Raw genomic sequence first — 23275 nt, 5'->3', positions numbered from 1 at the left:
GGTGAACATCAATCGTCGCGGGTGAGGACTTCCAGCAGTTCGATCTCGAACAGCAGGTTGGAGTTGGGCTGGATGTGCGCGCCGACCTGACGCTCGCCATAGGCCAGGTGGGCGGGCACGAAGAGTTTGCGCTTGCCACCGACCTTCATGCCCATCAGGCCCTGGTCCCAGCCCTTGATCACGCGGCCGGTGCCGATCACGCACTGGAATGGACGGCCCTTGTCCCAGGACGAATCGAAGACGGTGCCGTCTTCCAGGGTGCCCTTGTACTGGGTGGTGATCAGGGCGCCCTTGACCACGGCCTTGCCGTCGCCGACGACGATATCTTCGATCTGCAGTTCGCTGCTCATGGCGTTCTCCGGTGATGCGGACGCGGCACGAGTGCCGCGAGGGCGTGCGTTTTCGCAGGAAACCCCGGTCTTTGCAAGCAGCCCACGGCGATCAGGCGATGGCCATTTCCCCGAGAATCCACTCGCGGAAGGACCGGACGCGCGGATCGTCCGTGCTGGTCTGCGGGTACACCAGGTTGTAGGCGTAGTCCTCGGCAACCCGCACGCCCAGGTCGAACGGCTGTACCAGCAGGCCCTGCTCCAGTTCGCGGGCGACCATGGCGTGGTCGGCCAGCCCGACGGCTCCGCCTTCCAGTACCGCCTGCACGACGTGGCTGGTGTCCTCGAAGGTGACGCAGCCGCTGGCGTCGAAGTCGTCCACGCCGGCCGCCGCCATCCAGCGCGACCAGTCCGGCCAGGCTGCGCCTTCGGTTTCGCACACCACGTGGCACAGGGTGTGAGCCTGCAGGTCGCGCGGTTCGCGCAGCGGCGGGCCGTCCTCCAGCAGGCTCGGGCAGCACACCGGCACGATCTGGGTATCGAACAGGCGCTCCGCCACGAGGCCTGGATAGCGCCCGCTGCCGAAGCGAATGGCCAGGTCGATGTCGTCGACGGCGAAGTCGCGCAGTTCGTCGCTGACGTCGAAGCTGAGCTTCAGCCCCGGATGCAGTGCGCGGAACGACGGCAGGCGCGGCAATAGCCAGTGGGTGGCGAAGCGTGCAGTGAGCGAGACGCGCAATTGCTCGGAGGATCGTGCCAGCCGCCGCGCGCGCACGGTGGCGCGGTGCAACAGGCCGAGGGATTCGACCGCCGCCTCCAGCAGCAGCGCACCTGCCGGGGTCAACTGGATACTGCGGCTGGTGCGCACGAACAGGCCAAGGCCGAGTTGGTCTTCCAGTTCCTTGATCTGGTGGCTGACCGCGGCCGGGGTGAGACCGACTTCTTCCGCTGCGCGGGTGAAATTCAGGTGGCGACCGGCGGCCTCGAAAGTGCGCAGGGAGCGGATGCCAGGAAAGGAGCGGCTCATCGATCTTCAAATCCTGTTTGATGATCCAGCGAGAAATACTCGTTTCTCCTCGACTCGTCAAAGGCCGATAGTGGCATCACCTTGAAGATTACCTTGACGATCACCGTGCAGAGGAAGCCAACGCCATGTCAGTCGCCATCCATCCCTACATCACCCAACGCAACGCCCAACCCGCCAACGCCGACGACCTGGCGCCGCTGGCCTTCGCCGGTTATGCGCACTTCACCGCCATGCAGGTGCGTGGCGGCGGCATCCGCGGGCTCGACCTGCACCTGGAGCGCCTGCGCCAGGCTTCGCAACGGCTGTTCGGCCAGAGCCATGCTGACGAGGAAATCCGCGCTGCCTTGCGTGCCGCGCTGGAGCAGGCGCCGGCGGACACCTCGCTGATGGCGACGGTGTACTCGCCTGCCGGCGAATTCACTGTCGCCGGCCCGGAGCACCGGCCCGAGCTGCTGGTGCGCACCGCGCCGCCGTCGAACGGGCCGCAGGGGCCGCTGTCGCTGGCCATTGCCGGGCACGAGCGGGTGCTGCCGGAAATCAAGCACGTCGGCGAGATCGCCAAGACCTGGTACCTGCGCGAGGCGGTGGCCGCCGGTTTTGACGACGCGGTGTTCACCGACCACCGTGGTCGCTTCAGCGAGGCGACCATCTGGAACCTGGCGTTCTGGGACGGTGAATCGGTGATCTGGCCACGGGCGAAGATGCTCACCGGCACGACCATGGGCATTCTCCAGCGTCAGTTGGACAGGCTCGGTGCACGTCAGTCGTCGCTGAGCATCGACCGCCAGGACCTGCCGCGCCTGGCCGGGGCGGTGGTGATGAACTCCTGGACGCCGGCAGTGCCGGTGAGCCGCATCGGCGACGTGGAGATTCCGATTGCGCCGGAGTTCGTCGCGCTGCTGCGCCGCGCCTTCGAGGCGGAGCCGCGGGTTCGGCCCTGAGTCCGCAGTCGGGCGGTTCGCGAGCGAGCTCGCTCCTACGAAAAGCCGCGCTGCCTGCAGGAGCGACTTTGCTCGCGAACCGTGTTCACTCGATATGCGACGCAAATCCGCTGGCCTGAGGCGCGATCTCCTCGCGCAAGGTCAGCGCCGGGATGTCGTAATCGCCGCCATTCTGCCGGCGGAAAGGAATGGGCGCAGTGGTCTGCAGGCTGTCCAGGCGCTCGCCCAACTCCCGTTCGATCTGCCCATAGCGCTGCGCATCCACGCGGCTGGTGCGGTAGACCAGGTAGGGCGGCAACACGTCGAAACCGGGGTAGTGCAGCACACCGTGGTGGATCGGGAACAGTAGATCGTCGATCGGCCCGTTGATGCCGCGCGGGCTGTAGTGCGACTCCCAGCCACCCGTAGTGACCACCAGCATGGCGCGTTTGCCGGCCAGGTTGCCTTCGCCGTAGCGGTCACCCCAGCGGGCATCGGAGTGCTCGCCGACGCCGTAGGCGAAGCCATAGGCGTAGACCCGCTCGAACCAGCCCTTGAGGATCGCCGGCATGGTGAACCACCACAGCGGGAACTGCAGGATCACCGTGTCGGCCCAGCGCAGCTTGTCCTGCTCGGCGGCGATGTCGCTGCTCTGCCGGCCGGCCGCGTAGGCGCGCTTGGAGTCCAGTGACGGGTCGAAGCGTGCGTCGGGGTCTCGGTCCAGGCTGTCGGAGGCGTCCAGCGTGGCTTTCCAGTTCATCGCGTAGAGATCCGAGACCTGCACGTCATGGCCGGCGGCCTGCAGGCGGCGTACTGCGAAATCCTTCAGCGATCCGTTGAGCGAGCGCGGTTCGGGGTGGGCATAGACGATCAGTACCTTCATGGTGGCTCTCCTGCGAGCGGTGGGATGGGCGCAGGATGCGTCGGTGCAAGGTATAGTTGAAATGAATATCCAGTATTCCAGGTATATCGATGAATAATCTGCGCAGGCTCGACCTCAACCTGCTGGTGACCCTGGACGTGCTGCTGTCCGAGCACAATGTGACCCGCGCGGCCGAGCGGCTGAACTTCTCGCAGCCCTCGGTGAGCGTGCACCTCGCCAAGCTGCGCGACATCTTCGACGATCCACTGCTGCTGCCCGGTCCGCGCGGCATGCGCCCGACGGCGCGGGCAGAGTCGCTGCGCGAGCCGTTGCGACTCGCCCTCGAAGCGCTGGAGCAGGCGGTGGCGCCCGCCGCGCCATTCGACCCGGCGCAGGCAGACAACACTTGGCGTATCGCTGCGACCGACTACGGCGAATCCACCATCCTGCTGCCGGCGTTGAGTGCCATTCGTGGCAATGCGCCGGGAACGCGCCTGGCCCTGCTGGAGCTGTCGCCACCGCGCATCGCCCGGCAGGCGGAGCAGGGCGAGATCGACCTGGCCTTCCACACCACCGAAGGCAGCCCGCCGGGTATGCGCCGTCGCACGCTGTTCACCGAGCGCTATGTGCTGGCCGGCCGTGCCGGACACCCGAAGCTCAGGCGCAAGCCGACGCTGGCGCAGTTCTGCCAGTTGGAGCATGTGATGGTGTCACCCGATGGTGGCGGTTTCAGCGGCGTCACCGACGAGACGCTGGCGGCGGTCGGCCTGAGCCGGCATGTGGCGCTGTCGGTGCCGCATTTCCTGTTCGTCATCTCGGCGCTGGCCTGCAGCGACCTGGTGGCCATGGTGCCGGCGCGGCTGGTGCGGGATAACCCGGCGTTGCGGGTGGTGGAAGCGCCGGTGGAGGTGCCGGGATACGAGATGTCGATGCTCTGGGACGAACGCTCGCACCGCGACCCGGCGCATCGCTGGTTGCGCGAGCAGATTGCCGCCTCGGTCTGAGGACGGAGCACGCCTGCAGGGGCGCGCTCCTGCAACGTCACCGCTGGCGCCGGGGTGCCAGCGGTGAAATACCGGCTCACTCCACGAACTTCAGCCGCAACAGGTACTTCAGCGAAGCCTCGAGCGTCTGCCCGTGGCTCATGCCGTCGAAGGCATGGAACTGCGCCTGCATGCCGGGCACCTTGGCCACGTCGTGCACCAGTTGCTGGGCGGCGCGGGGGGCGCTGGGGGTGATGTCTTCACGCGGCTTGAAGGGTTCTTCGCCGCCGCGCATCAACAGCAGGTGCGCAGAATGCCCGGCCAGGCGCTGGGCGAAGCCGTCCTGCTCCTTGAGGATGGCGCCATCGCCCCACCACAGTGAAGGGCTGGCCGGTGCGTAGGCGCTGAACTGCTGTGGACGGGTGAGCAACGCGTGGAGCGTCAGCAGTCCGCCGTAGGAGTGCCCCCAGAGCGTCTGTTGCGAGCGGTCGACGGGGGCTTGTGCAGAAACCGCCGGCAGCATCCGGTCACGCATCAGGTCGAGGAAGGCGTCGGCGCCGCCGCTGGGGTCGCCGGTGAGCGGGTCCTTCTGTTCGGCGAGCTGCGGGCGCGGCGGGGTGTAGTCGCGGGTGCGGCCGCTACGATCGATACGCAGCGGCGTCTGGTAGCCGACGGCAACCAGCAGCGGCGCCTTGCCACTGTTCAGGTCGGCCAGCAGCTTTTCGTCCAGCGCACCGATGGCAGCGTTGCCGTCGAGCATCCACACCACCGGGTAGCCGGCGGCGGGCGCGGGGTGGTTCGGGCGGGCAATCCAGAGCTGGTAGTGACGTTGACCATCGGCGGAGTCCAGCTTCAGTTCGCTGAAGCGGTAGTCCAGGTCGTTGCGTTGCAGCAAGTGGGTGTCCATTTTCTGGTCAGGGGCAGGCGCGGCGTGCGCTGCCAGCCCCGGCACGGCGAATGCCAGTGCCAGGGCCAGGAGGCGAAGCTTCATCAGGCTTTTTCTCGTTCTACGAATCAGAAGGACGCGGTGAGGCTGGTGTACAGCGTGCGGCCCGGTTCGTTGTAGGTGGCGGCGCCGGCGCCTTCGATGCCGTTCACGCCCTGGGCATTGCCCTCGCGGAACAGGCGTTTGTCGAAGACGTTGTCCACCCCGGCGGTGAAGCTCAGGTTCCTGGTGAACACGTAGGTACCGCTCAGCCCGGCGATGGCGTAGGGCGAGAGCTGGTTGTTGGCGCTGCCGGTCACGCGGTCGCCGTGGTAGTCGTACTTCTTCGGCTTCTGCTTGCCGTACCAGGCCACGCTGGCCTGCAGCGACAGCGCGTCGGTGGCCTGCCAGTCGAGCATGGAGTTGAGGGTGTACTTCGGCGTCACCGAGAGCACGTCGCCGGTTTCCTTGTTCTTCGATTGCAGCATGTAGGTGAAGTTGTTGCTCCACTTCAGCTGCTCCATCAGCGGGATGGTCAGGGTGCCCTCGAGGCCCTCGACCAGCGCCTTGGGCACGTTCTCCCACTGGTAGATCGCCGCGTTGGCGTAGCTGCCGGTGCCGCCGGTGGCCTGATCGATGGGCGACAGACCCGACTCGATCTTGTTCTTGTAGTCGTTGCGGAAGTAGGTCAGTCCGGCGATCAGGCCGTCCTTGTTGAACTCGATGCCCAGTTCCTTGTTGACGCTGGTTTCCGCCTTGAGGTCCTCGTTGCCCTGCAGGTAGCAGCTGGTGCTCTGGCCGTAGCAGCCCTGGCCGCGGCTGTAGAGCAGGTAGTCGGGGTTCAGCTGGTACAGGTTCGGCGCCTTGTAGGCGCGGGCAATGCCGGCCTTCAGGGTGACGCTGTCGGTCAGCGCGTGGGACAGGTTCAGCGACGGGCTGAAGTTGTCGCCGACGATGCTGTGGTGGTCCCAGCGCAGGCCCGGGGTGAGCATGGTGCCGGGCATCAGCTCGATGTTGTCTTCGGCGAACAGCGAGAAGATCTGCGCCTGGGAGGTGGTGTCCCGGTTGCTGCTGGCCAGGCCCGGTACCGAGCCGCCTTCGCTGGTGGTCTGGGTGTTGGCGCTCGGGTCGTCGAGCTTCTGCTGGACCCATTCGCTGCCCAGGGTCAGGGTCTGGTCGCGCCAGGCGTGCAGCGGCAGGTTCACTTCGCCGTGGGCGGTGAGATCGCGCAGGGTGGCGGTGTAGAAGTCGGTGTTGCTGAAGATGCCCTCGGTGCCGCCGGCCAGACCTTCGTTGATCCGGCTGTTGCGGGTCTTCTCGTACTGCAGGTAGGCCATGGAGCTGCCGAAATCCCACTCGCCGCGATGGGTGATCGAGTAGTTCTCGCGGTACATGCGGTTGGTTTCGTGACCGAGCATGGACTTCACGTTGGCGTTGCTGTTGGTGTTCTGCGTATCGCCGGTGTAGATGTTGCCCTGGCGGCTGAAGCCGGCCTCGAAGTCCAGTGTCTGCTCGGGTGTCAGGTGCCAGCTGAGCAGGCCGTTGACGTCCTTGTTGCGCACGCCTTCGCGGCCGGCGGGGAGGGTGCCGACCTGGTTGCCGGTGCGGTTGGACTCATGGCCGGCGTTGATGTCCCAGTCGTCCGAGTCGGTCTTGGCGACGTTGCCGTAGACGCGGTAGCTCAGGGTGTCGGTCAGCGGGCCGTTGAGGCCGAAGGTCATGCGCTGGGTGGCGCCTTCGTCGCTGTGCTGCGGGAAGTTGCTGTAGACGGTGACGTCGCCATGGGTTTCCTTGCCGGCCTGCTTGGTGATGATGTTCACCACGCCGCCTGCTGCACCGTTGCCGTAGCGCGCCGCCGCCGGGCCGCGCAGCACTTCGATGCGCTCGACCTGGTCGGCCGGCACCCAGTTGGTGTCGCCACGCGAGTCACGCTCGCCGCGCCAGCCGTAGCGCACCGCGTTGCGGCTGGCGACCGGCTTGCCATCCACCAGGATCAGGGTGTTCTCCGGGCCCATGCCGCGGATGTCGATCTGGCGGTTGTTGCCACGCTGGCCGCTGGTGGAGTTACCGGTCAGGTTGACACCCGGCATGGTGCGGATGATTTGCGACAGGTCGCTGGCCGGCGGACGCTTCTTGATGTCCTCGGCGGTGATGATCGACACGCCCGGCATTTGCTTGGCTTCCTCCGCGGCGGTGGCGACGATGGTCTCGCTGTCGAACTCGACGACATCGGAATCGGCGCTGGCGGCCTGCACGGCGAAGGACAGCAGGCAGCTGGAAAGCAGCAGGAAGGGCGGAACGAGGTGCATCGGACGGGACGACATCGGTGATCTCCGGAGGAGGACGATTACTAAGAGATCACAAATGATAATGAATGCTATTTGCCAGTAAAGCGCATTAACTTTCTAAACACTTGCGCAGGATTGTTGGGGCAGGGCCGCGGGCAGGAGCATGTGCAGGCAGAGTCCGGCCTGACCGTTCTTCACGCCGCTCAAGGCGCCGTTCTCCGCCCACAGCCGCCCATTCGCCAGCTCGATGCCGCGTCGGGCGATGGCCAGGCCCAGGCCGAATCCGCTGGACTCGGACGGCTGCAGCCGTTGGTAGGGCTGGAAGATGCGTTCGAGGTCGTCTTCGGCGACGCCGGGGCCGGCGTCGCTGACGCACAGGTGCCAGAACTCACCGTCGCGCCAGCCGTCCAGGCGCACGCTGCCGCCGCGCGGAGAGTGGCGGATGCCATTGCGCAGCAGGTTCTCGAGGGCCTGGGCGAAGCTGTCCAGGTGCACCTGGACCACGCAATCGGTCCCCAGCGAGCAGGGCAGCCGCTCGATCTCCCAGCCGCTTTCGAAACAGGCATCCTCGCGCAGCGCTTCCCACACCGAGAGCACCAGCACCGGCTCGCGCTCCAGTTGCGGGCGCTCGGTGTCCATCCAGGCCAGGTCGAGGGTGTCTTCGAGCAGGCGCTGCATGTCCTGGATCTCGCGGTCGAGACGCTGGCGCAGCTGGTCCGCCGGCAGGTCGCTGTCATGGGCGATGCGCAGGCGCGCCAGGGGGGTGCGCAATTCGTGGGACAAGGTGCGCAACAGCAGCCGCTGCTGCGCCAGGCTATGGCGCAGGCGGTCGGCCATGTGGTCGAAGGCCAGTGCAAGTTCGCCCAGTTCGTCGCGGCGGTGGGCCAGCGGCGTGCCGGGGCCTTCGCTGTCGAGGTCATCCGCGCGCAGCGCGTCGGCGCGGGCGCGCAGGCGATTGAGCGGCAAGACGAGGTGGCGATAGATCAGCAGCCCGAGGAGGGCGGCCAGCAGGGTCGGCACCACGCCGTGGCTGAACAGGTGCGTCCAGGGCGTCAGGCCGCCAGGCAGCAGGCGTTCGGGCAGCTGCATGACCAGCCGGCCGCTCTCCGGATGCCGGGGGAATTCGATGCTGACATACGGCAGTTCGTCCTGCAGGCGCCGGCTCATCGGCCAGTCGAGCTTGCGCATGAAGGTCAGGTGGCCGGATTCCTCGGCCGTCAGCGGCGTGGTGCCCAGGCTTTGCAGGTGTTCGCCGATCACGGCCACCCAGGTGTCCTCGGAGGCAGACAGTTCACGGCGAAAACGCTCCACGCCCTCGGCGCCCTGTTGCTGCCAGGCCGTTTCGGCCTGTTCGGCGTAGCGCGCCAGGTACTCGCGGTCCTCCGGACCGAGGAAGTAGGTGCTGCGCTCCAGCGAGAGCCCCCACGTCCAGATCAGCCAGGTCAGCAGCAGACAGAAGCCGACCTGCAGCGCGGCAATTTTCCACAGCAGGGGATGACGGCGCATCAGTGTCGTTCCGCGTCCACCAGGATGTAGCCCTGGCCGCGTACGGCCTGGATCTGCACCTGTTGCGCGCCGATGGCGGCCAGCTTGCGGCGCAGGTTGCAGACGTGCACGTCCAGTCCGCGGTCGAGTCGTGTGTAGGCCCGGTGCAGCACGCTCTGGTAGAGAAAGCTCTTGCTCAGTGCTTCGCCGGCATGGGCGTTCAGCGTGGCCAGCAGGCGGTACTCGGAATGCGTAAGACCTGCGTGTTCGCCGTTGCGCGAAACATCCTGCAGCTCATCGTCGAACTGCAGCGAGCCCTGCACAGGTGGCGCGACATGGGCCCGGTCCAGGTTGACCCGGCGCAGCAGGGCATCGATGCGCGCATCCAGCTCCGCCAGGCTGAAAGGCTTGGGCAGGTAATCGTCGGCACCTCGGGTAAAGCCCGTGATGCGGTCCTGCTCCGCACCGAGGGCGGACATCAGCATTACGGGCGTGGTGCGCGCGCTGCGCAGCGTATCCAGCAGCGAGAGGCCGTCGATGCCGGGCAGCATGATGTCCAGCAGGACCAGGTCGAAGTCGTTCTGGTGGACGGCCACCAGACCCTGGTCACCGTTGGCGCAGGTCGTGACAGCAAAACCGCGCTGACAGAAATGGCGTTCGAGGTCCAGGCGAAGACGGGAATCGTCTTCCACCAGCAAGAGCGAAGGGGACACGGCAGACCTTGGCGAGCGTTTCGTTGATGAGAATATTTAGCATTTGCAAATATCTCATCCCTGTCCGTCTGAAGGCAATGGCGATCTGCCTGTCTCCTGTCAGAAACAGCGTCAGACCCAGCGCCGCACCCGACCGCAGAAAGCATCGAATTCCCCACCGAACAGCTCGCGCAGTGCGCGCTCTTCAGGGCGGATCTGGAAGCGGCCGATGAACAGCACGAAGGCGGCCACGCCGATCACCGCCAGCGCTGAACCAAGGAATACGCACCACCCCAGCAGGATGATGGCGAAGCCCAGGTACATGGGGTTGCGCGTATGGCGATAGATGCCGGCGACCACCAGCGAGGAGGCGGACTCCGGCTTCAGCGGGTTGACCGTGGTGCGCGCGCGGCGAAACGACGCAACCCCCGCCAGGCATACCGCGACGCCGGCCAGAACGACCAGCAGTGCCAGCCACAGTCGGTTGTCCAGTGGCGTGATCGGACGCACCGCCAGCCACATCAGCACGGCGGTGATGATCGCCACCAGGGGCGGGGGAATGCGGTGTTCCAGCCAATCCATGCTCGGTCTCCGGGCCCGTGCGGCCATCTCCAGTGAGGTGCCAACACTAGCCCAGATCGCTGCCCTTAGCGCGGCCTGCGTACCGCCCGCACCTTGCCGCTGTTGCCGCCGCCACAGTAGAAACGCTCGCCGCCGTCGGCTTCGAGGCCGGAAACGTGAACGCCGTCGGGCATGTCCAGTTGCTCCAGCACTGCGCCGGACTGCGGGTCGATGCGGCGCAGCTCGCTGTAGGTCGCTTCCGGCTCCCAGGTGCCATGCCAGAGTTGGCCGTCGACCCAGGTCACGCCAGTGACGAAACGATTTGAATCAATCGTGCGCAGGACTTCGCCGGTTTCCGGGTCGATCTGGTGAATTTTCCGGGCGCGGTACTCGCCGACCCAGAGCGAGCCTTCCGCCCAGGCCATGCCGGAATCGCCGCCGTTGCCCGGCGCGGGGATGGTCGATAGCACCTTGCCGCTGGCCGGATCGATCTTCTGGATGCGGCTCTCTGCGATCTGGTACAGGTGCGTGCCATCGAACGCGGTGCCGGCGTGGGCGGGCACCTCGATGGAGCGCTCCAGGTGGCCGTCCTTCGGGTCCAGGCTCTGCAGGCGCTCGCCGACGGCGAACCAGACACGCTGGCCATCGAAGGTGAGGCCGTGGACAGCGCTGATCCCGGGGAAAGGGCCGTACTCCTGCAGTACCTGCGCCGGGGATTGCTTGTAGTGAGTGGTCATGGTGTAGCCCTGCCGTTGTGGGTAGGAGCCTTCAGCCTATTCAGGCGCCGAAGGGCGCGGGGAGTAACAAGGTCGTCGCGAATCCCGGCGCTGGCGGCAGCGTCCAGCGCCGCCCGCGGCCTTGTCCCAGTGCTTGCACCCGGCCGGTGTCGGCCAGGGCTTCGAGGGCGCGCTGCACGCTGCGCTGGCTGGTCCCCAGCGCCAGGGCCAGGGCCGAGCTGGCCCAGGCCTGGCCATCGCTGAGCAGCGCCAGCACGTCAGCGTTGGCATCCTCCAGCGGTGGCGCAAGGACCACCAGGTTGGCGGCGACCAACGCGTAGCCACGAGGTGTCGATTCAATGCCCGTCTGGGGTCGCAACAGGCGCCGCAGGCGGCCGATCTCCACCCGCAGGCGCGCCCGGTGCGTTTCGTCCGGGTGACGGGTGCGGAACACCCGGCCGATCAGCTCGGTGCGCGACACATCTTCCGGCCAGGCTTCGGCCAGCGCTCGGGCAAGGGCAAAGAGCACCGGGCGGCTGCCCAGCGACAGGCTGCCGATACGGTTGCGACAGGCATCCACCACCAGCGCATCGGAGCACAGCAGGCTTTCCACCTCATCCAATGAAAGCAGGTGCGTGGCGTGTCGGTCGATCCGTCGGGCAGCCGGTGCGTCAAGAATGCGTGTCGCCTGGTCGACCTCCGCTTGCAGGGCTGGAATGCGCGATGCCGTCGCCGCATCGGCAGCCTTGCGCAGCGCGGCCCGCGCCTCGCCCGCCTGCAATCGGCGAACGGCGATGCCGGAGGCGATCAGCCAGTGCACCGCGCACAGCGGCGCGGGCAGCGTGTTGGGCTCCAGCGAGTCCAGTAGCGTGCCGGCCTCATCGAGCCGGCCGATCAGCAACGCACGACGGATCAGCAGGTAGTGGGCATGGGCGGCATTGAGCGTATCGCCGTGGGCTCGCAGCACCTGTGCGGCCAGCTCCAGTGGTTCGGTCGGCCAGTTCAGCTCGCGGCTGGCCAGCGCGACTTCCGCATCCGCCACCCGGCAGCGAGCACGCTCCACCGGCTCATGGGTGCCGAAGGCGCGGGCAGCCTGGCGCAGCAGGGTGCGCGCCCGGGGAAAATCGCCCAGTTGCGCCATGGCGATACCGCGCAGGGCCAGGGCCGGCGGGTCCTCGCGCAACGCCACGCGATTCAGCGCGCCCAGCGGGTCACCCGCCGCCAGGGCGCAGGCTGCCGCTGTGATCAGCGAATCCATGGAAATCCCGCCACCTTTGTCACTCCCGTCGCCATCGGCCCGCTGCCTAGTCTATGTCATGCCCACCGAGCCGCCGCTGGCGGAGGAGAACTGCCATGACTGCCCACCCCACAGGTACCCGCGAAGAATGGCTGGCCGCGCGGCTGGAACTGCTGGCCGAGGAAAAGGCCCTGACCAGACGAAGCGACGAGCTGGCGCGCAAACGCCAGGCGCTGCCCTGGGTGCGGGTCGACACGGACTACCGGTTCGACACCGAGCAGGGCCCGGCCAGCCTCCAGGATCTGTTCGCCGGCCGCTCGCAGTTGCTGGTCTACCACTTCATGTTCGGTCCGGACTACCGCGCCGGCTGTCCGTCCTGTTCGAACATTGCCGATGGCTTCGATGGCTACGCCACGCACCTGGCCAACCATGACGTGAGCCTGCTGGCGGTCTCCCGCGCGCCGCTGGAGAAGCTGCTGGCCTACCGCCGACGCATGGGCTGGAGCTTCCCGTGGGCGTCGTCCCATGGCAGCGGCTTCAATTACGACTTCAATGTGTCCTTTACCGAGGCGCAACAGCGCGGCGGGGAGGTCGACTACAACTTTCGCCGCGCAGGCCCTGTCGCCGGGCCGGCGCCGGCCCCTGTGGTGGAAACCGCCGCCTGCTGCGGCACGGACGTGGCGATCTTCACCCGCGACCTGCCGGGGATGAGCAGTTTCGTCCGCGAAGGTGATCGCATCTATCACTGCTATTCGACCTATGCCCGCGGTCTGGATGCGCTCTGGGGGCTGTTCCAGTGGCTGGACCGTGCACCGCGGGGGCGCAACGAACAGGGCATGTGGTGGCGCCGGCACGACGAGTACTGAGGCTCATGCCGCCCTGCGGTAATCCGGCCGCAGGCTCGTCAGCAATGCCGCGGCCAGGTCGAGCGTCGAGCACAGCAGGAAGTAGAGCAGCGCGACGAACAGGAAGACCTCCGTGGGATGGACCATCACCCGGTTGCTCACCTGGGTGGCGACGAAGGACAGCTCGCCGACCCCGATCACGTACGCCAGCGAGGTGTCCTTGATCAGCGAAACCCATTGATTGAGGAACGACGGCAGCATGACCGGCAGCGCCTGCGGCAGGATCACCAGGGTGAGCACCTGCCAGGGGCGCAGGCCCAGTGCGCGGGCCGCATCCCACTGGCCTTTGGGCAGGCTTTCGATGCCGGCGTGCACCGAGTGCGCCAGGTAGGCGCCGCCGATCAGTGACAGCGCGCAGACCACGGTGCCCAGGGCCGGCACGTCGATATGCAGGACGATGGGCAACAGGAAATAGGTCCAGAAGATCAGCATCAACACCGGGATCGCACGGAAGAAACCGAGGAACGCCACCAGCAGCAGACGCGGCTTGCCGCGCAGCACCGACAGCGCGATACCCAGCGCCAGGCCGATGATGGCCGAAACGAGGCCGGAGGCCAGCGCGAGGATGAGGGTCAGCGCGGCGCCGCCCAGCGGGCCATCCGGGTAGGCGCCGACGAGGAAGTAGGAGAGGTTGTCGTGGATGACCGAAAAGTCCATGTCAGGCTCCCTGGCGGTAGCGGCGGGTCTGCTGCAGGGCCTGGCCCAGCGCCTCGATCAGCGCGATGGCGCCGATGTACAGCAGGGTGGCGATGCCGAAGGCCTGGAAGGTCTTGAAGGTCTGCGTCTCCACCTGGCGCGAGGCGTAGGACAGCTCCGCCAGCCCGATGGCCATGGCCAGCGAGGAGTTCTTCAGCGCGTTCATGTACTGCCCCATCAGCGGTGGAAGCGCGGTACGCAGCGCCTGCGGCAGGATCACCCAGCGCCACACCTGCAATGGGCGTAGCCCTAGTGCCATGCCGGCTTCGCGCTGTTGCGCGCTGACCGAGGTGATGCCGGCACGGAACTCCTCGGCAATGAACGCGGTGGTGTAGAGCGTCAGGCCCCAGGCGGCCGCGAGAAATTCGAAGGACGGCCAGGCCAGCCAGCCCAGCTCATGGGGTGTGTTCAGCCAGAACACGAAGTCCTCGGGCAACAACGCCGGGACCCCGAAGTACCAGAAGAACAACTGCACCAGCAGTGGCGTATTGCGAAACAACGCGAGATAAGCCCGCGCCGGCCACGACAGCCAGCGCGACTTTGCCTGCCGGGCAATCGCCAGCGGCGCGCCGAGCAGGGTGGAGACTATGCAGCAGAACAGGGAAATGCCGAGAGTGAGCAGGAAACCGTCGAGCAGCCAGCTCAGGTAGGTCGGGGCGAGCAGTTCGCCGAACATCGTGAGAGTCCATCAGAAGTAGGAGCGGCAACGCCCCACGGGTGTGGGGCGTGCGGTGGTGCGCTGGGTACGCCGGGAATCAGCTCTTGTCGCCGATCTTGTACAGGCGCGCCAGGGGTGTCTTGGTGGTCGGGCCGAACCAGGTGTCGTAGATGGTCTGGGCCTGGCCGCCGGCTTCCAGCTCCGTGAGGCTCTGGTTGACGAAGTCGGTCAGGGCCTTCTCGCCCTTGGGAATGCCGACGCCGATCAGGTCATTGGAGATGGTGAAGGGCGGCACTTCGTACTTCTCCTTGTCCGGCACGTTGGCCAGCAGGCCGATCAGCTTCGGGCCGTCCTGGGTGATGGCCTGAACCTGGCCATTGCGCAGGGCGGTGAAAGCGAACGGCGTGTCGTCGTAGGCGATGACCTTGGCGCCGGGGAATTTTTCCCGCAGCACGCCCTCGTTGACCGTGCCCTTGTCGACGCCAACGCGCCACTTATTCAGGTCTTCCGGCGATTTCAGGCTGCCCTTGCGGACGATGAACTGCTGCCCGGAGGAGAAGTAGGGGATGCTGAAATCCACCTGCTCGGCCCGCTCGGGCGTAATGGTGAAGTTGGCCAGCACCAGGTCGACCTTGTTCGCGGTCAGCAGCGGGATACGGTTGGCCGGGTTGGTCGGCAGGACCTGCAACTTGACGCCGAGCTTGTCGGCCAGGGCCTTGGCGTAATCCACGTCGAGGCCTTCGATCTGCTTGCTCTTGCCGTCGACGAAGCCGAACGGCGGGTTGCTGTCGAACGCGGCGACGCGCAGTACGCCGGCCTTCTTGATGTCGTCCAGGCGGTCGGCGTGGGCCAGGCCGGAGAGGACGGCCAGGGCGAGGGCGGTAACGGCAGTGAGTTTCTTCATGAACATCCAGCTCCTTCTCGGGCCCCGTTCGTGCGACGGGTTCCCGTGGTGATCGAGTGCGGGCCTTCGTGGGTGGGGAAAGGCCCGTTCCAGAGCGGCGGGGATGGCCCGCCGGCGAGGCCGAGTGTGGCAGCGCCGCGGTGACGCGGAGAAGGAATGAATTGGTCTAGCTCATAACTGGAAGAAATATAAAGCAACCGGTTAGATAACCATTTTCGGTCATTCCACCGCGACAGTCCGGAGCAACCCTGTAGGAGCGAGCTTGCTCGCGAATCGCATGGCACGGGGTTTGTTCGCGAGCAAGCTCGCTCCTGCGAAAACAGAACGATGCGTCAGGGATTCCACCGCGCAGCACGGATATCCACGGCGCGCGGCAGGATGCGCTCGGTGAGGAACAGGTCGGCCGTGCGCTGCTGCGCGGCAATGTCCGTGTCGCTGACCGGTTGAATGGGCGAGGCCGGGCGGTGCTTGAAGGTCTCCTCGATCACCGCCGGCGCCAGCCCGGTGACGCGCGCCATGATCGCCACGCTGCCGGGCTCGTCGCTGCGGGTCAGGGCCTCGGCCTCGTTGAGAGCGTTCAGCACCTGGTGAATGAACGCCGGGTTGGCGCCCGCGTATGCCCGGCTGGACAGGTAGAACGGCCCGCTCAGCCCGACCGCCGAACCGTCCGCCAGCAAACGCGCGTGGCCGTCCAGCAGCAACGCCGAATACCACGGGTCCCAGATCGCCCAGGCATCGACCCGGCCACCCTCGAACGCAGCGCGGGCATCGGCGGGGGTCAGGTACAGCGGCTGGATGTCCTTGAGGCTCAGGCCTTCCTTCTGCAGCAGACGCAGCAGCAGGTTGTGCGAGCTGGAGCCTTTCTGGAAGGCCACGCGCTTGCCCTTGAGCTCGGCGACGCTATGGATCGGGCTGTCCTTGGGCACCACCACGGTTTCCGCCTGCGGCTTGGGCGGTTCGACGCCGACGTAGAGCAGGTCGGCGCCGGCGGCCTGGGCGAAGATCGGCGGGATGTCGCCGGTGGAGCCCAGGTCCAGGCTGCCGACGTTCAGCGCTTCGAGCATCTGCGGTCCGGCGGGGAATTCGATCCACTGGATGTTCGTCTGCGGGAAGCGCTTCTCCAGCAGGCCGTGCTCCTTGGCCAGCACCAGGCTGACCGAGGCCTTCTGGTAGCCCAGGCGCAGCTGCGTCGGGTCCTGTGCCTGGGCCGCGCCGGACACGATCAGCAGCAGCCCGGCGAGCAGTCGATTGAACAGTCTCACAGCCTTAATCCTTCCAGTCGTGGGACGGTTTTTCCCAGAGGTTGATCCCGCCTTCCACGGCGTGGCGATCGATCTCCGCCAGCTCATCGGCACTGAAGGAGCGGTTGTCCAGGGCGGCGACATTCTCGACGATCTGCTCCGGCCGGCTGGCGCCGATCAGCGCAGACGTCACGCGGGCATCGCGCAACACCCAGGCCAGCGCCAGTTGCGCCAGGCTCTGGCCGCGTCGTTGGGCGATTTCGTTCAGCGCGAGAGCGCGACGCAGGTTGTCCTCGGCCAGGTGCTCGGGGCGCAGCGAGGCGCCGCCCGGCTGGTTGACCCGCGCATCGGCCGGTACGCCTTTCAGGTATCGGTCGGTGAGCAGACCCTGGGCCAGCGGAGTGAACGCGATGACGCCACTGCCCAGCTCGTCGGTGGTGGTCAGCAGGTCCTTTTCCACCCAGCGGTTGAACAGGTTGTAGGCCGGCTGGTGGATCAGCAGCGGCACCTTCCACTCTTTCAGCAGCGCGGCGAGTTCGGCGGTCTTGCCGGCGGAATAGGACGAGATGCCCACGTACAGTGCCTTGCCCTGCTGCACGGCGCTGGCCAGTGCACCGGCGGTTTCCTCCAGCGGCGTGTCCGGGTCGAAGCGGTGCGAATAGAAGATGTCCACGTAGTCCACGCCCAGGCGCCCGAGACTCTGGTCGAGGCTGGAGAGCAGGTATTTGCGCGAGCTGCCGCCCTGGCCGTAGGGGCCGGGCCACATGTCCCAGCCGGCCTTGGTGGAGATCACCAGTTCGTCGCGGTAGGCGGCGAAGTCCTCGCGCAGCAGGCGACCGAAGTTGATCTCGGCGCTGCCGTAGGGCGGGCCGTAGTTGTTGGCCAGGTCGAAGTGGTTGATGCCCAGGTCGAAAGCGGTGCGCAGCAGGGCGCGCTGGCGGTCCAGCGGCACGCTGTCGCCGAAGTTGTGCCACAGGCCCAGGGAGAGGGCGGGCAGCACCAGCCCGCTGCGGCCGACGCGGCGGTAAGGGACGCGCTGGTAACGGTCGGGGTGGGCGAGGTAGGTCATGGAGGCTCCTTGGCAAACTGAAACGGACCGCAGAGGGGGCGGCCCGTGAATCGTCAGATCGTGTAGCGATTGGCGGGGCGCTTGAGCCCGAGGTGGTCGCGCAGGGTGCTGCCGCTGTACTCCCGGCGGAACAGCCCGCGGCGCTGCAATTCCGGCACGATGTGGTTGGCCACGTCTTCCAGCCCGCCGGGCAGGTGCGGCACCAGCACGTTGAAGCCGTCGGCGGCGCCGCCTTCGAACCACGCCTGGAGCTCGTCGGCGATCTGCGTAGGCGTACCGATCAGGCTGTAGTGCCCACGTCCGCCGGCAATGCGCCGGCCCAACTGGGCGAGGGTCAGGTTCTCGCGCCCGGCCAGCTCGGTGAGCAGCAACTGGCGGCTGCGCTGACCACTGTCGGTGAGCGGCAATTCGGGCAGCGGGCCGTCCAGGGGGTAGGCGGAGAGGTCGAAGTTGCCCAGCATGCGCGACAGCAGCGCGACGCCGACCTGCGGCTCCACCAGCTCCTGGAACGCCTCGAACTTGTCCTGCGCCTCGGCCTGGCTCTGGCCGACCACCACGAACACGCCGGGCATGATGCGCAGGTCATCCGCGCTGCGGCCGAAGCGCGGCAGGCGGCCTTTCAGGTCGCTGTAGAAGTCACGGGCGGCGGCCAGCGAGGTCTGCGCGGTGAACACCACTTCGGCGGTCTGCGCGGCCAGCTCACGGCCGGTCTCGGAGCTGCCGGCCTGGACGATCACCGGGCGGCCCTGGGGCGAGCGCGCGACGTTCAGCGGGCCCTGCACGCGGAAGTGTTCGCCCTCGTGGTTGAGCACGTGCAGCTTGGCCGGGTCGTAGTACTGGCCGCTGGCCTTGTCGCGGGTGAAGGCGTCGTCTTCCCAGCTGTCCCACAGGCCGGTCACCACGGCATGGAATTCCCGTGCGCGGGCGTAGCGTTCAGCATGGCCGAAGTGTTCCTGGCGGTTGAAGTTCAGCGCCTCGGCGGCGGCATCGGAGGTCACCAGGTTCCAGCCGGCGCGGCCTTCCGAGATATGGTCGAGGGACGCGAACTTGCGCGCCACGTGGTACGGCTCGTTGTAGCTGGTGGTGACGGTGCCGACCAGGCCGATGCGCTCGGTCACCGCCGCCAGCGCCGAGAGCAGGGTCAGCGGCTCGAAATGGTCGGAGCGCGCCATGCGGCTGGCGATGTCGCCGGTGGGCGCGGCCACGCTGTCGGCGACGAAGACAGCGTCGAACTTCGCCGCTTCGGCCACTTGCGCCAGGCGCTTGTAGAGGCGGAAGTCGAGGCCGCCGTTGGCCGGCACATCCGGGTGGCGCCACGCCGAGACGTGGTGACCGGTGGCCATGAGGAAGGCGCCAAGGGAAAGGGTGCGTGTCATGTCGGTTTTCCTGTGTGTCCGTCGGGATGGACGCAAGGCGGCGTGGGGTTCTTGTCAGCGGCGCCGGGGCAAGCCGGCGCCGCGAGCTGCTGGTTGAAGCGGCAATCAGAAGTCCTTGCGCAGCTCAACGCCGAAATAGCGACCGTCGTCGCGCGGCACCATCCGGTAGATGTAGCTGCCCCCGCTGGCCAGCAAGGGCGAATAGGACTTGTCGGTGAGGTTCTTGCCCAGCAGCGCGACGCGCCAGCCGTCGTTGTAGTCGGCCAGGGCGATGCTGGCGTTCCACAGGCCGTAGGCGCCCTGGATGGTGTCCGGGTTCTGGCTCAGGTCGTACTGCACCTTGTCCTGCCAGCTGTAGTCGGTGCCCAGTTCCACATCCAGGCCATTGTCCAGCGGGATGCTGTAGTCGGCGCGCACATAGCTCTTCCAGTCCGGCGAGAAGGGCAGCGGTTTGCCATTGACGTTGCAGCTGGATGCCGCGCCGGCGGGGCAGGCGAAACTGTCGATACGCGCCTTGGTGTAGGCGAGGGCACCGGAGACCTTCAACTGGCGCGTGGCCTGGTAGCTGAAGTCCAGTTCGGCGCCTTCGGTCTTAACCGAGCCGGCGTTGATCAGGCGGGTCACCACCTGCCCTGCGACGGTGTCGTAGAAGTTCGCCTGGTAGTTGTCGTAGACGGTGTGGAACACCGCGAGGTTGGCAGTCAGGCGGTTGTCCAGCGCCGTGGCCTTCAGGCCCGCTTCCCACGAGTTGGAGGTCTCCGGTTTGAGTGCCTCGGTGTCGCGCGGCTGCATGTTGAAGAACACGTTGTAGGCCGGGCCCTTGTAGCCGCGCGAGTAGGTGAGGTAGCTGGTGAGCTGCTCGCTGAGGTCGTACTGCAGGCCCAGGCGGCCGGACCAGCCATCCTCGTCGGTGGAACCGGAGCTGGACGTGGACGGCTGGATACCAGTCACCGCCGTGGCCGAGGTGGATCGGCGGCGGTGGTCGTACTCCAGGTCGTCGTGGGTGTAGCGCAAGCCGGCGATGCCGCGGAAGTCGTCGGTGAAGTTCAGCGTGCTTTCGCCGAACACCGCATAGGTGTCGCTGCGCGTGCTGTAGTCGGCCACACCGGTGTTCTGCGTGGTGGTGGACGTCACCACGCGGCGGTAGGTCTCGTCGTCCGTGGCATGCATGTAATAGAGCCCGCCGACGTATTCGAGGAACTCGCCCTTGGGCGAGGCCAGGCGCAGCTCCTGGGAGTACTGGTCGTAGTTCAGCTCGCCCTTGTCGTGGGAGCTGGGGATGCTGGCGGTGACCTGCGAGAGCCGGTCGCCATCCTGCCACTGGGTATTGTCCCAGCCGCGCCAGGCGCTGATGGAGGTCAGGGTGTAATTACCCAGGTTCCAGTCCAGCTGCGCCGACAGGCCCTTGTTGGTGTCGTCGACGTGGGTGCGGTAGTCGCTGTTGATCCTGCGGTTGTCGCTGTCCGCCGTGACCGGGCGCAGGGCGTTGGCGAACGCGGCGCTGGAGGTGCTGGTGATGACGCCGCTGGGGCCGTCGTCGTTGCCCTTCATGTAGTCGGCGATCAGCGTGACCTTGAGGTCGTCGTTGGGGGTGATCTCGAACTTGGTGCGTGCGCCGGCGCGGTTGTAGCCGTTTACCTCGTGGCCGTTGTAGACGTTGTCCACGTTGCCGTCGTAGCTGCTCACCAGGGCGGTGACGCTGGCCTTGAGCTTGCCGGGAACCAGCGTACCGCCGATGCCGAAGCGGGTGCGGTTCTCGTTGCCGCCGCCGAAGTGCGAGTAGTCGATGTAACCGGTGGTTTCGTCCGGCACCTCGCGGGTGACCACGTTGAGCACGCCGGCCGAGGCGTTCTTGCCGAACAGGGTGCCCTGCGGTCCGCGCAGCACCTCGATGCGCTCGACATCGAGCAGGTCCAGCGTCGCCTGGCCGGGGCGTCCGAGCACCACGCCATCAATGACGGTGGACACGCTCGGTTCGACGCCGGGGGAGGTGGAGATGGTACCCACGCCACGGACGAACAACGAGGTGTCCTTGTTCGAGGCGCCGGTGCGGAAGTTCAGGGTCGGCACCTGCTGGACGATGCTCGACACGTTGTTGCGGTTGTCGCGCTCCAGTTGCTCGCCATCCACCACCGAGACGGCCACCGGCACCTTCTGCAACGATTCCTCGCGGCGGGTGGCGGTGACGGTCACCGCTTTGAGCGTCGGTGCCGAGTCAGCGGACTGGGTGTCGCTGCTGGTGGCGTCGGCGGCCTGCACGCTGCAGGCCAGCGCGCCGATCACGCTGGCGATACCCAGGGCCAGCGCACTGCGCCGGCCAGTGAATTGCGGACGGCCGAGCGTCCCCCGATGTTGCGATTGCATAGCCACTCCTTCGTGCCCTGGTCCGCCCTCGGGTCTCTGTGCCGGGGCGCCTATTTTTCTCTGGGACTGTCACGAGCGCTCGCTCGTGCGAGTGGCTGGATCGTTGCGGACAGTTTGTGTTGTTAGCGCTAACATCGGCGAGTATCCTGAATCGCCAGATAGATCGTCAAATAATTAAAAATTACGTTTATATTCCTGAACAACAGAAGCAGGAGAATGGGATTGGCCAGCCAGACACCCCGCAAGCGCCGTGGCGCAGGCCGCGTGACGCTGACTGCAGTTGCCGAACGCGCGGGCGTTTCCGCCATCAGCGTGTCGCGCTACTTCAACCAGCCGGCGCAGCTGTCGGACGATCTGCGTGAACGCATCGGCGCGGCAGTGGAGGCGCTGGGCTACGTGCCCAACCAGGTGGCCGGCGGGCTGGCATCGGCGCGGGGCAGGGTGGTGGGAATGGTGGTGCCGAACATTTCCGGGCCGATCTTCGCCGATACCATCCAGGCCTTCAGCGACACCCTGGCCGCCCACGGTTACCAGCTATTGCTGGCTTCCAGTTATTTCTCCGAGGACAAGGAAGAAAGCGCCGTGCGCGCCTTCCTGGGCTGGAACCCGGCGGCGCTCGTGCTCACCAGCCACTTCCATACCGCCGCGACCGAGAAGCTGATTGCGGGTGCGGACATGCCGGTGGTGGAAGTCTGGGACTACCAGCCCGAGCGCGCGCCGATCCAGGTCGGATTCTCCCATTACCAGGTCGGCGTCGATGCGGTGCGTCACTTGCATGGCAAGGGCTATAGGCGCATCGCCTTCGTGCAGAACAGCGCACCCGGCGACTTCAGCGCCCTGGATCGGCGAGATGGCTATGCCGCTACCCTGCGCGAACTGGGTGGCGAGCCGTGGATGTTCGTACCCACCGAAAGCGCCCCTTTCGACGCCGGGCGGCAGGCCATGGAAGCCCTGATGGCGCGGGGAGTGCGGCGGCCGGAGGCGATCGTCTTCGCCAATGACAACCTGGCTGCTGGCGGGCTGCTCGCCGGCCAGCGCGCCGGCTTGAAGATTCCCGAGGATTGCGCGGTGCTGGGGTTTGGTGACTATCCCTTCGCGCCGATGCTGCTGCCCAGCCTGTCCACCATCAAACCACCGGCCCGCGACATCGGCGAGATCGCTGCGTTGAGGGTCTTGCAGTCGATCGGCGTGGCGCCGCTGGAGGGCGCGGTGGAGCGGCTGAATCTGCTCAGCTGCCGGGTGCTGGAGCGCGAAAGCGCCTGAGGCGCCCTGCCCGCGGGCCGCGCGCAGCGCTCGCGCCCGCCAGTCATTTAGCCAGGAGGTCGATTACTTCCTGGTCACTGAGCTGGTGGAAATCCCGGTAGTGATCACCCACCGCGCGAAACGGCGACGGTGTGTCCAGGCAGACCAGAACATCCACCTCGTCGCGCAGCTTCTGCACGGTTTCCGCCGGGCCCACCGGCACCGCCAGCACGACCTTGTGCGGGTGGTGCGCGCGCAGACACTTGAGCGCGGCGCGCATGCTGCTGCCGGTGGCGAGGCCGTCATCGACCACGATCAGGTCGCGATCCTCCAGCTGCGCCGGCGCCTTCACGCCGCGATAAAGCACCCGGCGGCGCTCCAGTTCGCGGAGCTGCTCCAGCGCCTGTTGCTCGAACCATTCCGGCGGGGGATCGAAGCGCTCGAGCATCTGCTCGTCCACCACCCAGTTCGGCTCCGGGCCGTCGACGATGGCGCCCAGGGCAAGCTCCTCGTTGCCCGGCGCGCCGATCTTGCGCACCAGCAGGACGTCCAGCGGGGCGCCGAGGGCCCGGGCAATTTCCTTGCCGACTGGCACGCCGCCACGGGGCAGGGCGAGCACCAGAGGGTTCTCCAGCGGCATGTCACGCAGGACCATCGCCAGTGCCACGCCGGCGTGACGACGGTTGGTGTATTGCACTGAGGGCATCTGAATCTCCTTTCGCGAGTCACAGCAGCGTGTCCTGGGTAAAGGGCCGCTCGCGGATGCGTTCCGAACTTCAGGTTAGACGGACCGCG

Annotated in this window: 22 protein-coding genes; 4 read left to right on the top strand and 18 right to left on the bottom strand. The window is 66.8% G+C overall.

What is annotated here, in order from left to right:
- Positions 1-8: 8 nt before the first annotated feature.
- Together AC1ZV1_RS16255 and AC1ZV1_RS16250 are read right to left on the bottom strand one after the other, a co-directional pair.
- The gene (locus tag AC1ZV1_RS16255; RefSeq protein WP_484292609.1) at positions 9-350 is read right to left on the bottom strand and encodes an FKBP-type peptidyl-prolyl cis-trans isomerase; all 342 of its coding nucleotides are present in this window, start codon (positions 348-350) and stop codon (positions 9-11) included.
- A gap of 91 nt (positions 351-441) precedes the next feature.
- Positions 442-1356, bottom strand: coding sequence for a LysR substrate-binding domain-containing protein (locus AC1ZV1_RS16250; RefSeq protein ID WP_484292608.1), 915 nt, complete (start codon positions 1354-1356; stop codon positions 442-444).
- Between the two features lie 125 nt (positions 1357-1481).
- On the opposite strand from AC1ZV1_RS16250, the gene AC1ZV1_RS16245 reads away from it, so the two are divergent.
- On the top strand, positions 1482-2297 hold the full coding sequence (locus tag AC1ZV1_RS16245) for an aminotransferase class IV family protein (protein WP_484292607.1): 816 nt from the start codon (positions 1482-1484) through the stop codon (positions 2295-2297).
- A gap of 85 nt (positions 2298-2382) precedes the next feature.
- Here the strand turns inward: AC1ZV1_RS16245 and AC1ZV1_RS16240 are convergent, their stop codons facing one another.
- On the bottom strand, positions 2383-3159 hold the full coding sequence (locus tag AC1ZV1_RS16240; RefSeq protein WP_484292606.1) for an NAD(P)H-dependent oxidoreductase: 777 nt from the start codon (positions 3157-3159) through the stop codon (positions 2383-2385).
- Positions 3160-3248: 89 nt separating this feature from the next.
- On the opposite strand from AC1ZV1_RS16240, the gene AC1ZV1_RS16235 reads away from it, so the two are divergent.
- Positions 3249-4142, top strand: a complete 894-nt coding sequence (locus AC1ZV1_RS16235; protein ID WP_484292605.1) for a LysR family transcriptional regulator — start codon at positions 3249-3251, stop codon at positions 4140-4142.
- Positions 4143-4218: 76 nt separating this feature from the next.
- Here the strand turns inward: AC1ZV1_RS16235 and AC1ZV1_RS16230 are convergent, their stop codons facing one another.
- The 7 genes from AC1ZV1_RS16230 to AC1ZV1_RS16200 form a co-directional block, all read right to left on the bottom strand.
- The gene (locus tag AC1ZV1_RS16230; protein WP_484292604.1) at positions 4219-5112 is read right to left on the bottom strand and encodes an alpha/beta hydrolase; all 894 of its coding nucleotides are present in this window, start codon (positions 5110-5112) and stop codon (positions 4219-4221) included.
- A 23-nt stretch (positions 5113-5135) separates the two neighbouring features.
- Positions 5136-7355, bottom strand: coding sequence for a TonB-dependent siderophore receptor (locus AC1ZV1_RS16225; RefSeq protein WP_484297578.1), 2220 nt, complete (start codon positions 7353-7355; stop codon positions 5136-5138).
- A gap of 96 nt (positions 7356-7451) precedes the next feature.
- Complete coding sequence (locus tag AC1ZV1_RS16220; protein ID WP_484292603.1) at positions 7452-8840, bottom strand: HAMP domain-containing sensor histidine kinase; 1389 nt, start codon at positions 8838-8840, stop codon at positions 7452-7454.
- Positions 8840-9532, bottom strand: coding sequence for a response regulator transcription factor (locus AC1ZV1_RS16215; protein ID WP_484292602.1), 693 nt, complete (start codon positions 9530-9532; stop codon positions 8840-8842). The genes AC1ZV1_RS16220 and AC1ZV1_RS16215 overlap by 1 nt, the downstream gene beginning before the upstream one ends.
- A gap of 111 nt (positions 9533-9643) precedes the next feature.
- Complete coding sequence (locus AC1ZV1_RS16210) at positions 9644-10093, bottom strand: methyltransferase family protein (RefSeq protein WP_484292601.1); 450 nt, start codon at positions 10091-10093, stop codon at positions 9644-9646.
- A gap of 65 nt (positions 10094-10158) precedes the next feature.
- Positions 10159-10809, bottom strand: coding sequence for a Vgb family protein (locus AC1ZV1_RS16205; protein ID WP_484292600.1), 651 nt, complete (start codon positions 10807-10809; stop codon positions 10159-10161).
- 40 nt (positions 10810-10849) lie between these two features.
- Positions 10850-12046: a helix-turn-helix domain-containing protein gene (locus AC1ZV1_RS16200; RefSeq protein WP_484292599.1), complete on the bottom strand. Its 1197-nt coding sequence runs from the start codon at positions 12044-12046 to the stop codon at positions 10850-10852.
- A gap of 95 nt (positions 12047-12141) precedes the next feature.
- On the opposite strand from AC1ZV1_RS16200, the gene AC1ZV1_RS16195 reads away from it, so the two are divergent.
- Positions 12142-12891 (top strand): DUF899 domain-containing protein, encoded by a 750-nt coding sequence (locus tag AC1ZV1_RS16195; protein ID WP_484292598.1) that lies wholly within the window; start codon positions 12142-12144, stop codon positions 12889-12891.
- 3 nt (positions 12892-12894) lie between these two features.
- Here AC1ZV1_RS16195 and AC1ZV1_RS16190 read toward each other — a convergent pair whose 3' ends face one another.
- The 7 genes from AC1ZV1_RS16190 to AC1ZV1_RS16160 form a co-directional block, all read right to left on the bottom strand.
- Positions 12895-13587, bottom strand: a complete 693-nt coding sequence (locus tag AC1ZV1_RS16190) for an amino acid ABC transporter permease (RefSeq protein WP_484292597.1) — start codon at positions 13585-13587, stop codon at positions 12895-12897.
- 1 nt (position 13588) lies between these two features.
- Entirely contained in the window at positions 13589-14302 is a 714-nt protein-coding gene (locus tag AC1ZV1_RS16185; RefSeq protein ID WP_484292596.1) for an amino acid ABC transporter permease, read from the bottom strand.
- A 79-nt stretch (positions 14303-14381) separates the two neighbouring features.
- Positions 14382-15188, bottom strand: coding sequence for an ABC transporter substrate-binding protein (locus tag AC1ZV1_RS16180; RefSeq protein ID WP_484292595.1), 807 nt, complete (start codon positions 15186-15188; stop codon positions 14382-14384).
- Positions 15189-15520: 332 nt separating this feature from the next.
- Positions 15521-16450 (bottom strand): aliphatic sulfonate ABC transporter substrate-binding protein, encoded by a 930-nt coding sequence (locus AC1ZV1_RS16175; RefSeq protein WP_484292594.1) that lies wholly within the window; start codon positions 16448-16450, stop codon positions 15521-15523.
- A 4-nt stretch (positions 16451-16454) separates the two neighbouring features.
- Positions 16455-17498: an L-glyceraldehyde 3-phosphate reductase gene (gene mgrA, locus AC1ZV1_RS16170; RefSeq protein ID WP_484292593.1), complete on the bottom strand. Its 1044-nt coding sequence runs from the start codon at positions 17496-17498 to the stop codon at positions 16455-16457.
- Between the two features lie 53 nt (positions 17499-17551).
- Positions 17552-18874 (bottom strand): LLM class flavin-dependent oxidoreductase, encoded by a 1323-nt coding sequence (locus AC1ZV1_RS16165; RefSeq protein WP_484292592.1) that lies wholly within the window; start codon positions 18872-18874, stop codon positions 17552-17554.
- 105 nt (positions 18875-18979) lie between these two features.
- Complete coding sequence (locus AC1ZV1_RS16160; RefSeq protein ID WP_484292591.1) at positions 18980-21238, bottom strand: TonB-dependent receptor; 2259 nt, start codon at positions 21236-21238, stop codon at positions 18980-18982.
- Positions 21239-21454: 216 nt separating this feature from the next.
- Here AC1ZV1_RS16160 and AC1ZV1_RS16155 point away from each other — a divergent pair, with 216 nt between their 5' ends.
- Positions 21455-22501, top strand: coding sequence for a LacI family DNA-binding transcriptional regulator (locus tag AC1ZV1_RS16155; protein WP_484292590.1), 1047 nt, complete (start codon positions 21455-21457; stop codon positions 22499-22501).
- Between the two features lie 43 nt (positions 22502-22544).
- Here AC1ZV1_RS16155 and AC1ZV1_RS16150 read toward each other — a convergent pair whose 3' ends face one another.
- Complete coding sequence (locus AC1ZV1_RS16150; protein WP_484292589.1) at positions 22545-23186, bottom strand: phosphoribosyltransferase; 642 nt, start codon at positions 23184-23186, stop codon at positions 22545-22547.
- Positions 23187-23275: the final 89 nt, after the last annotated feature.

It is taken from the genome of Pseudomonas sp. BB438 (genome assembly GCF_057180225.1).
This window is presented reverse-complemented; position numbering and strand designations above follow the sequence as displayed.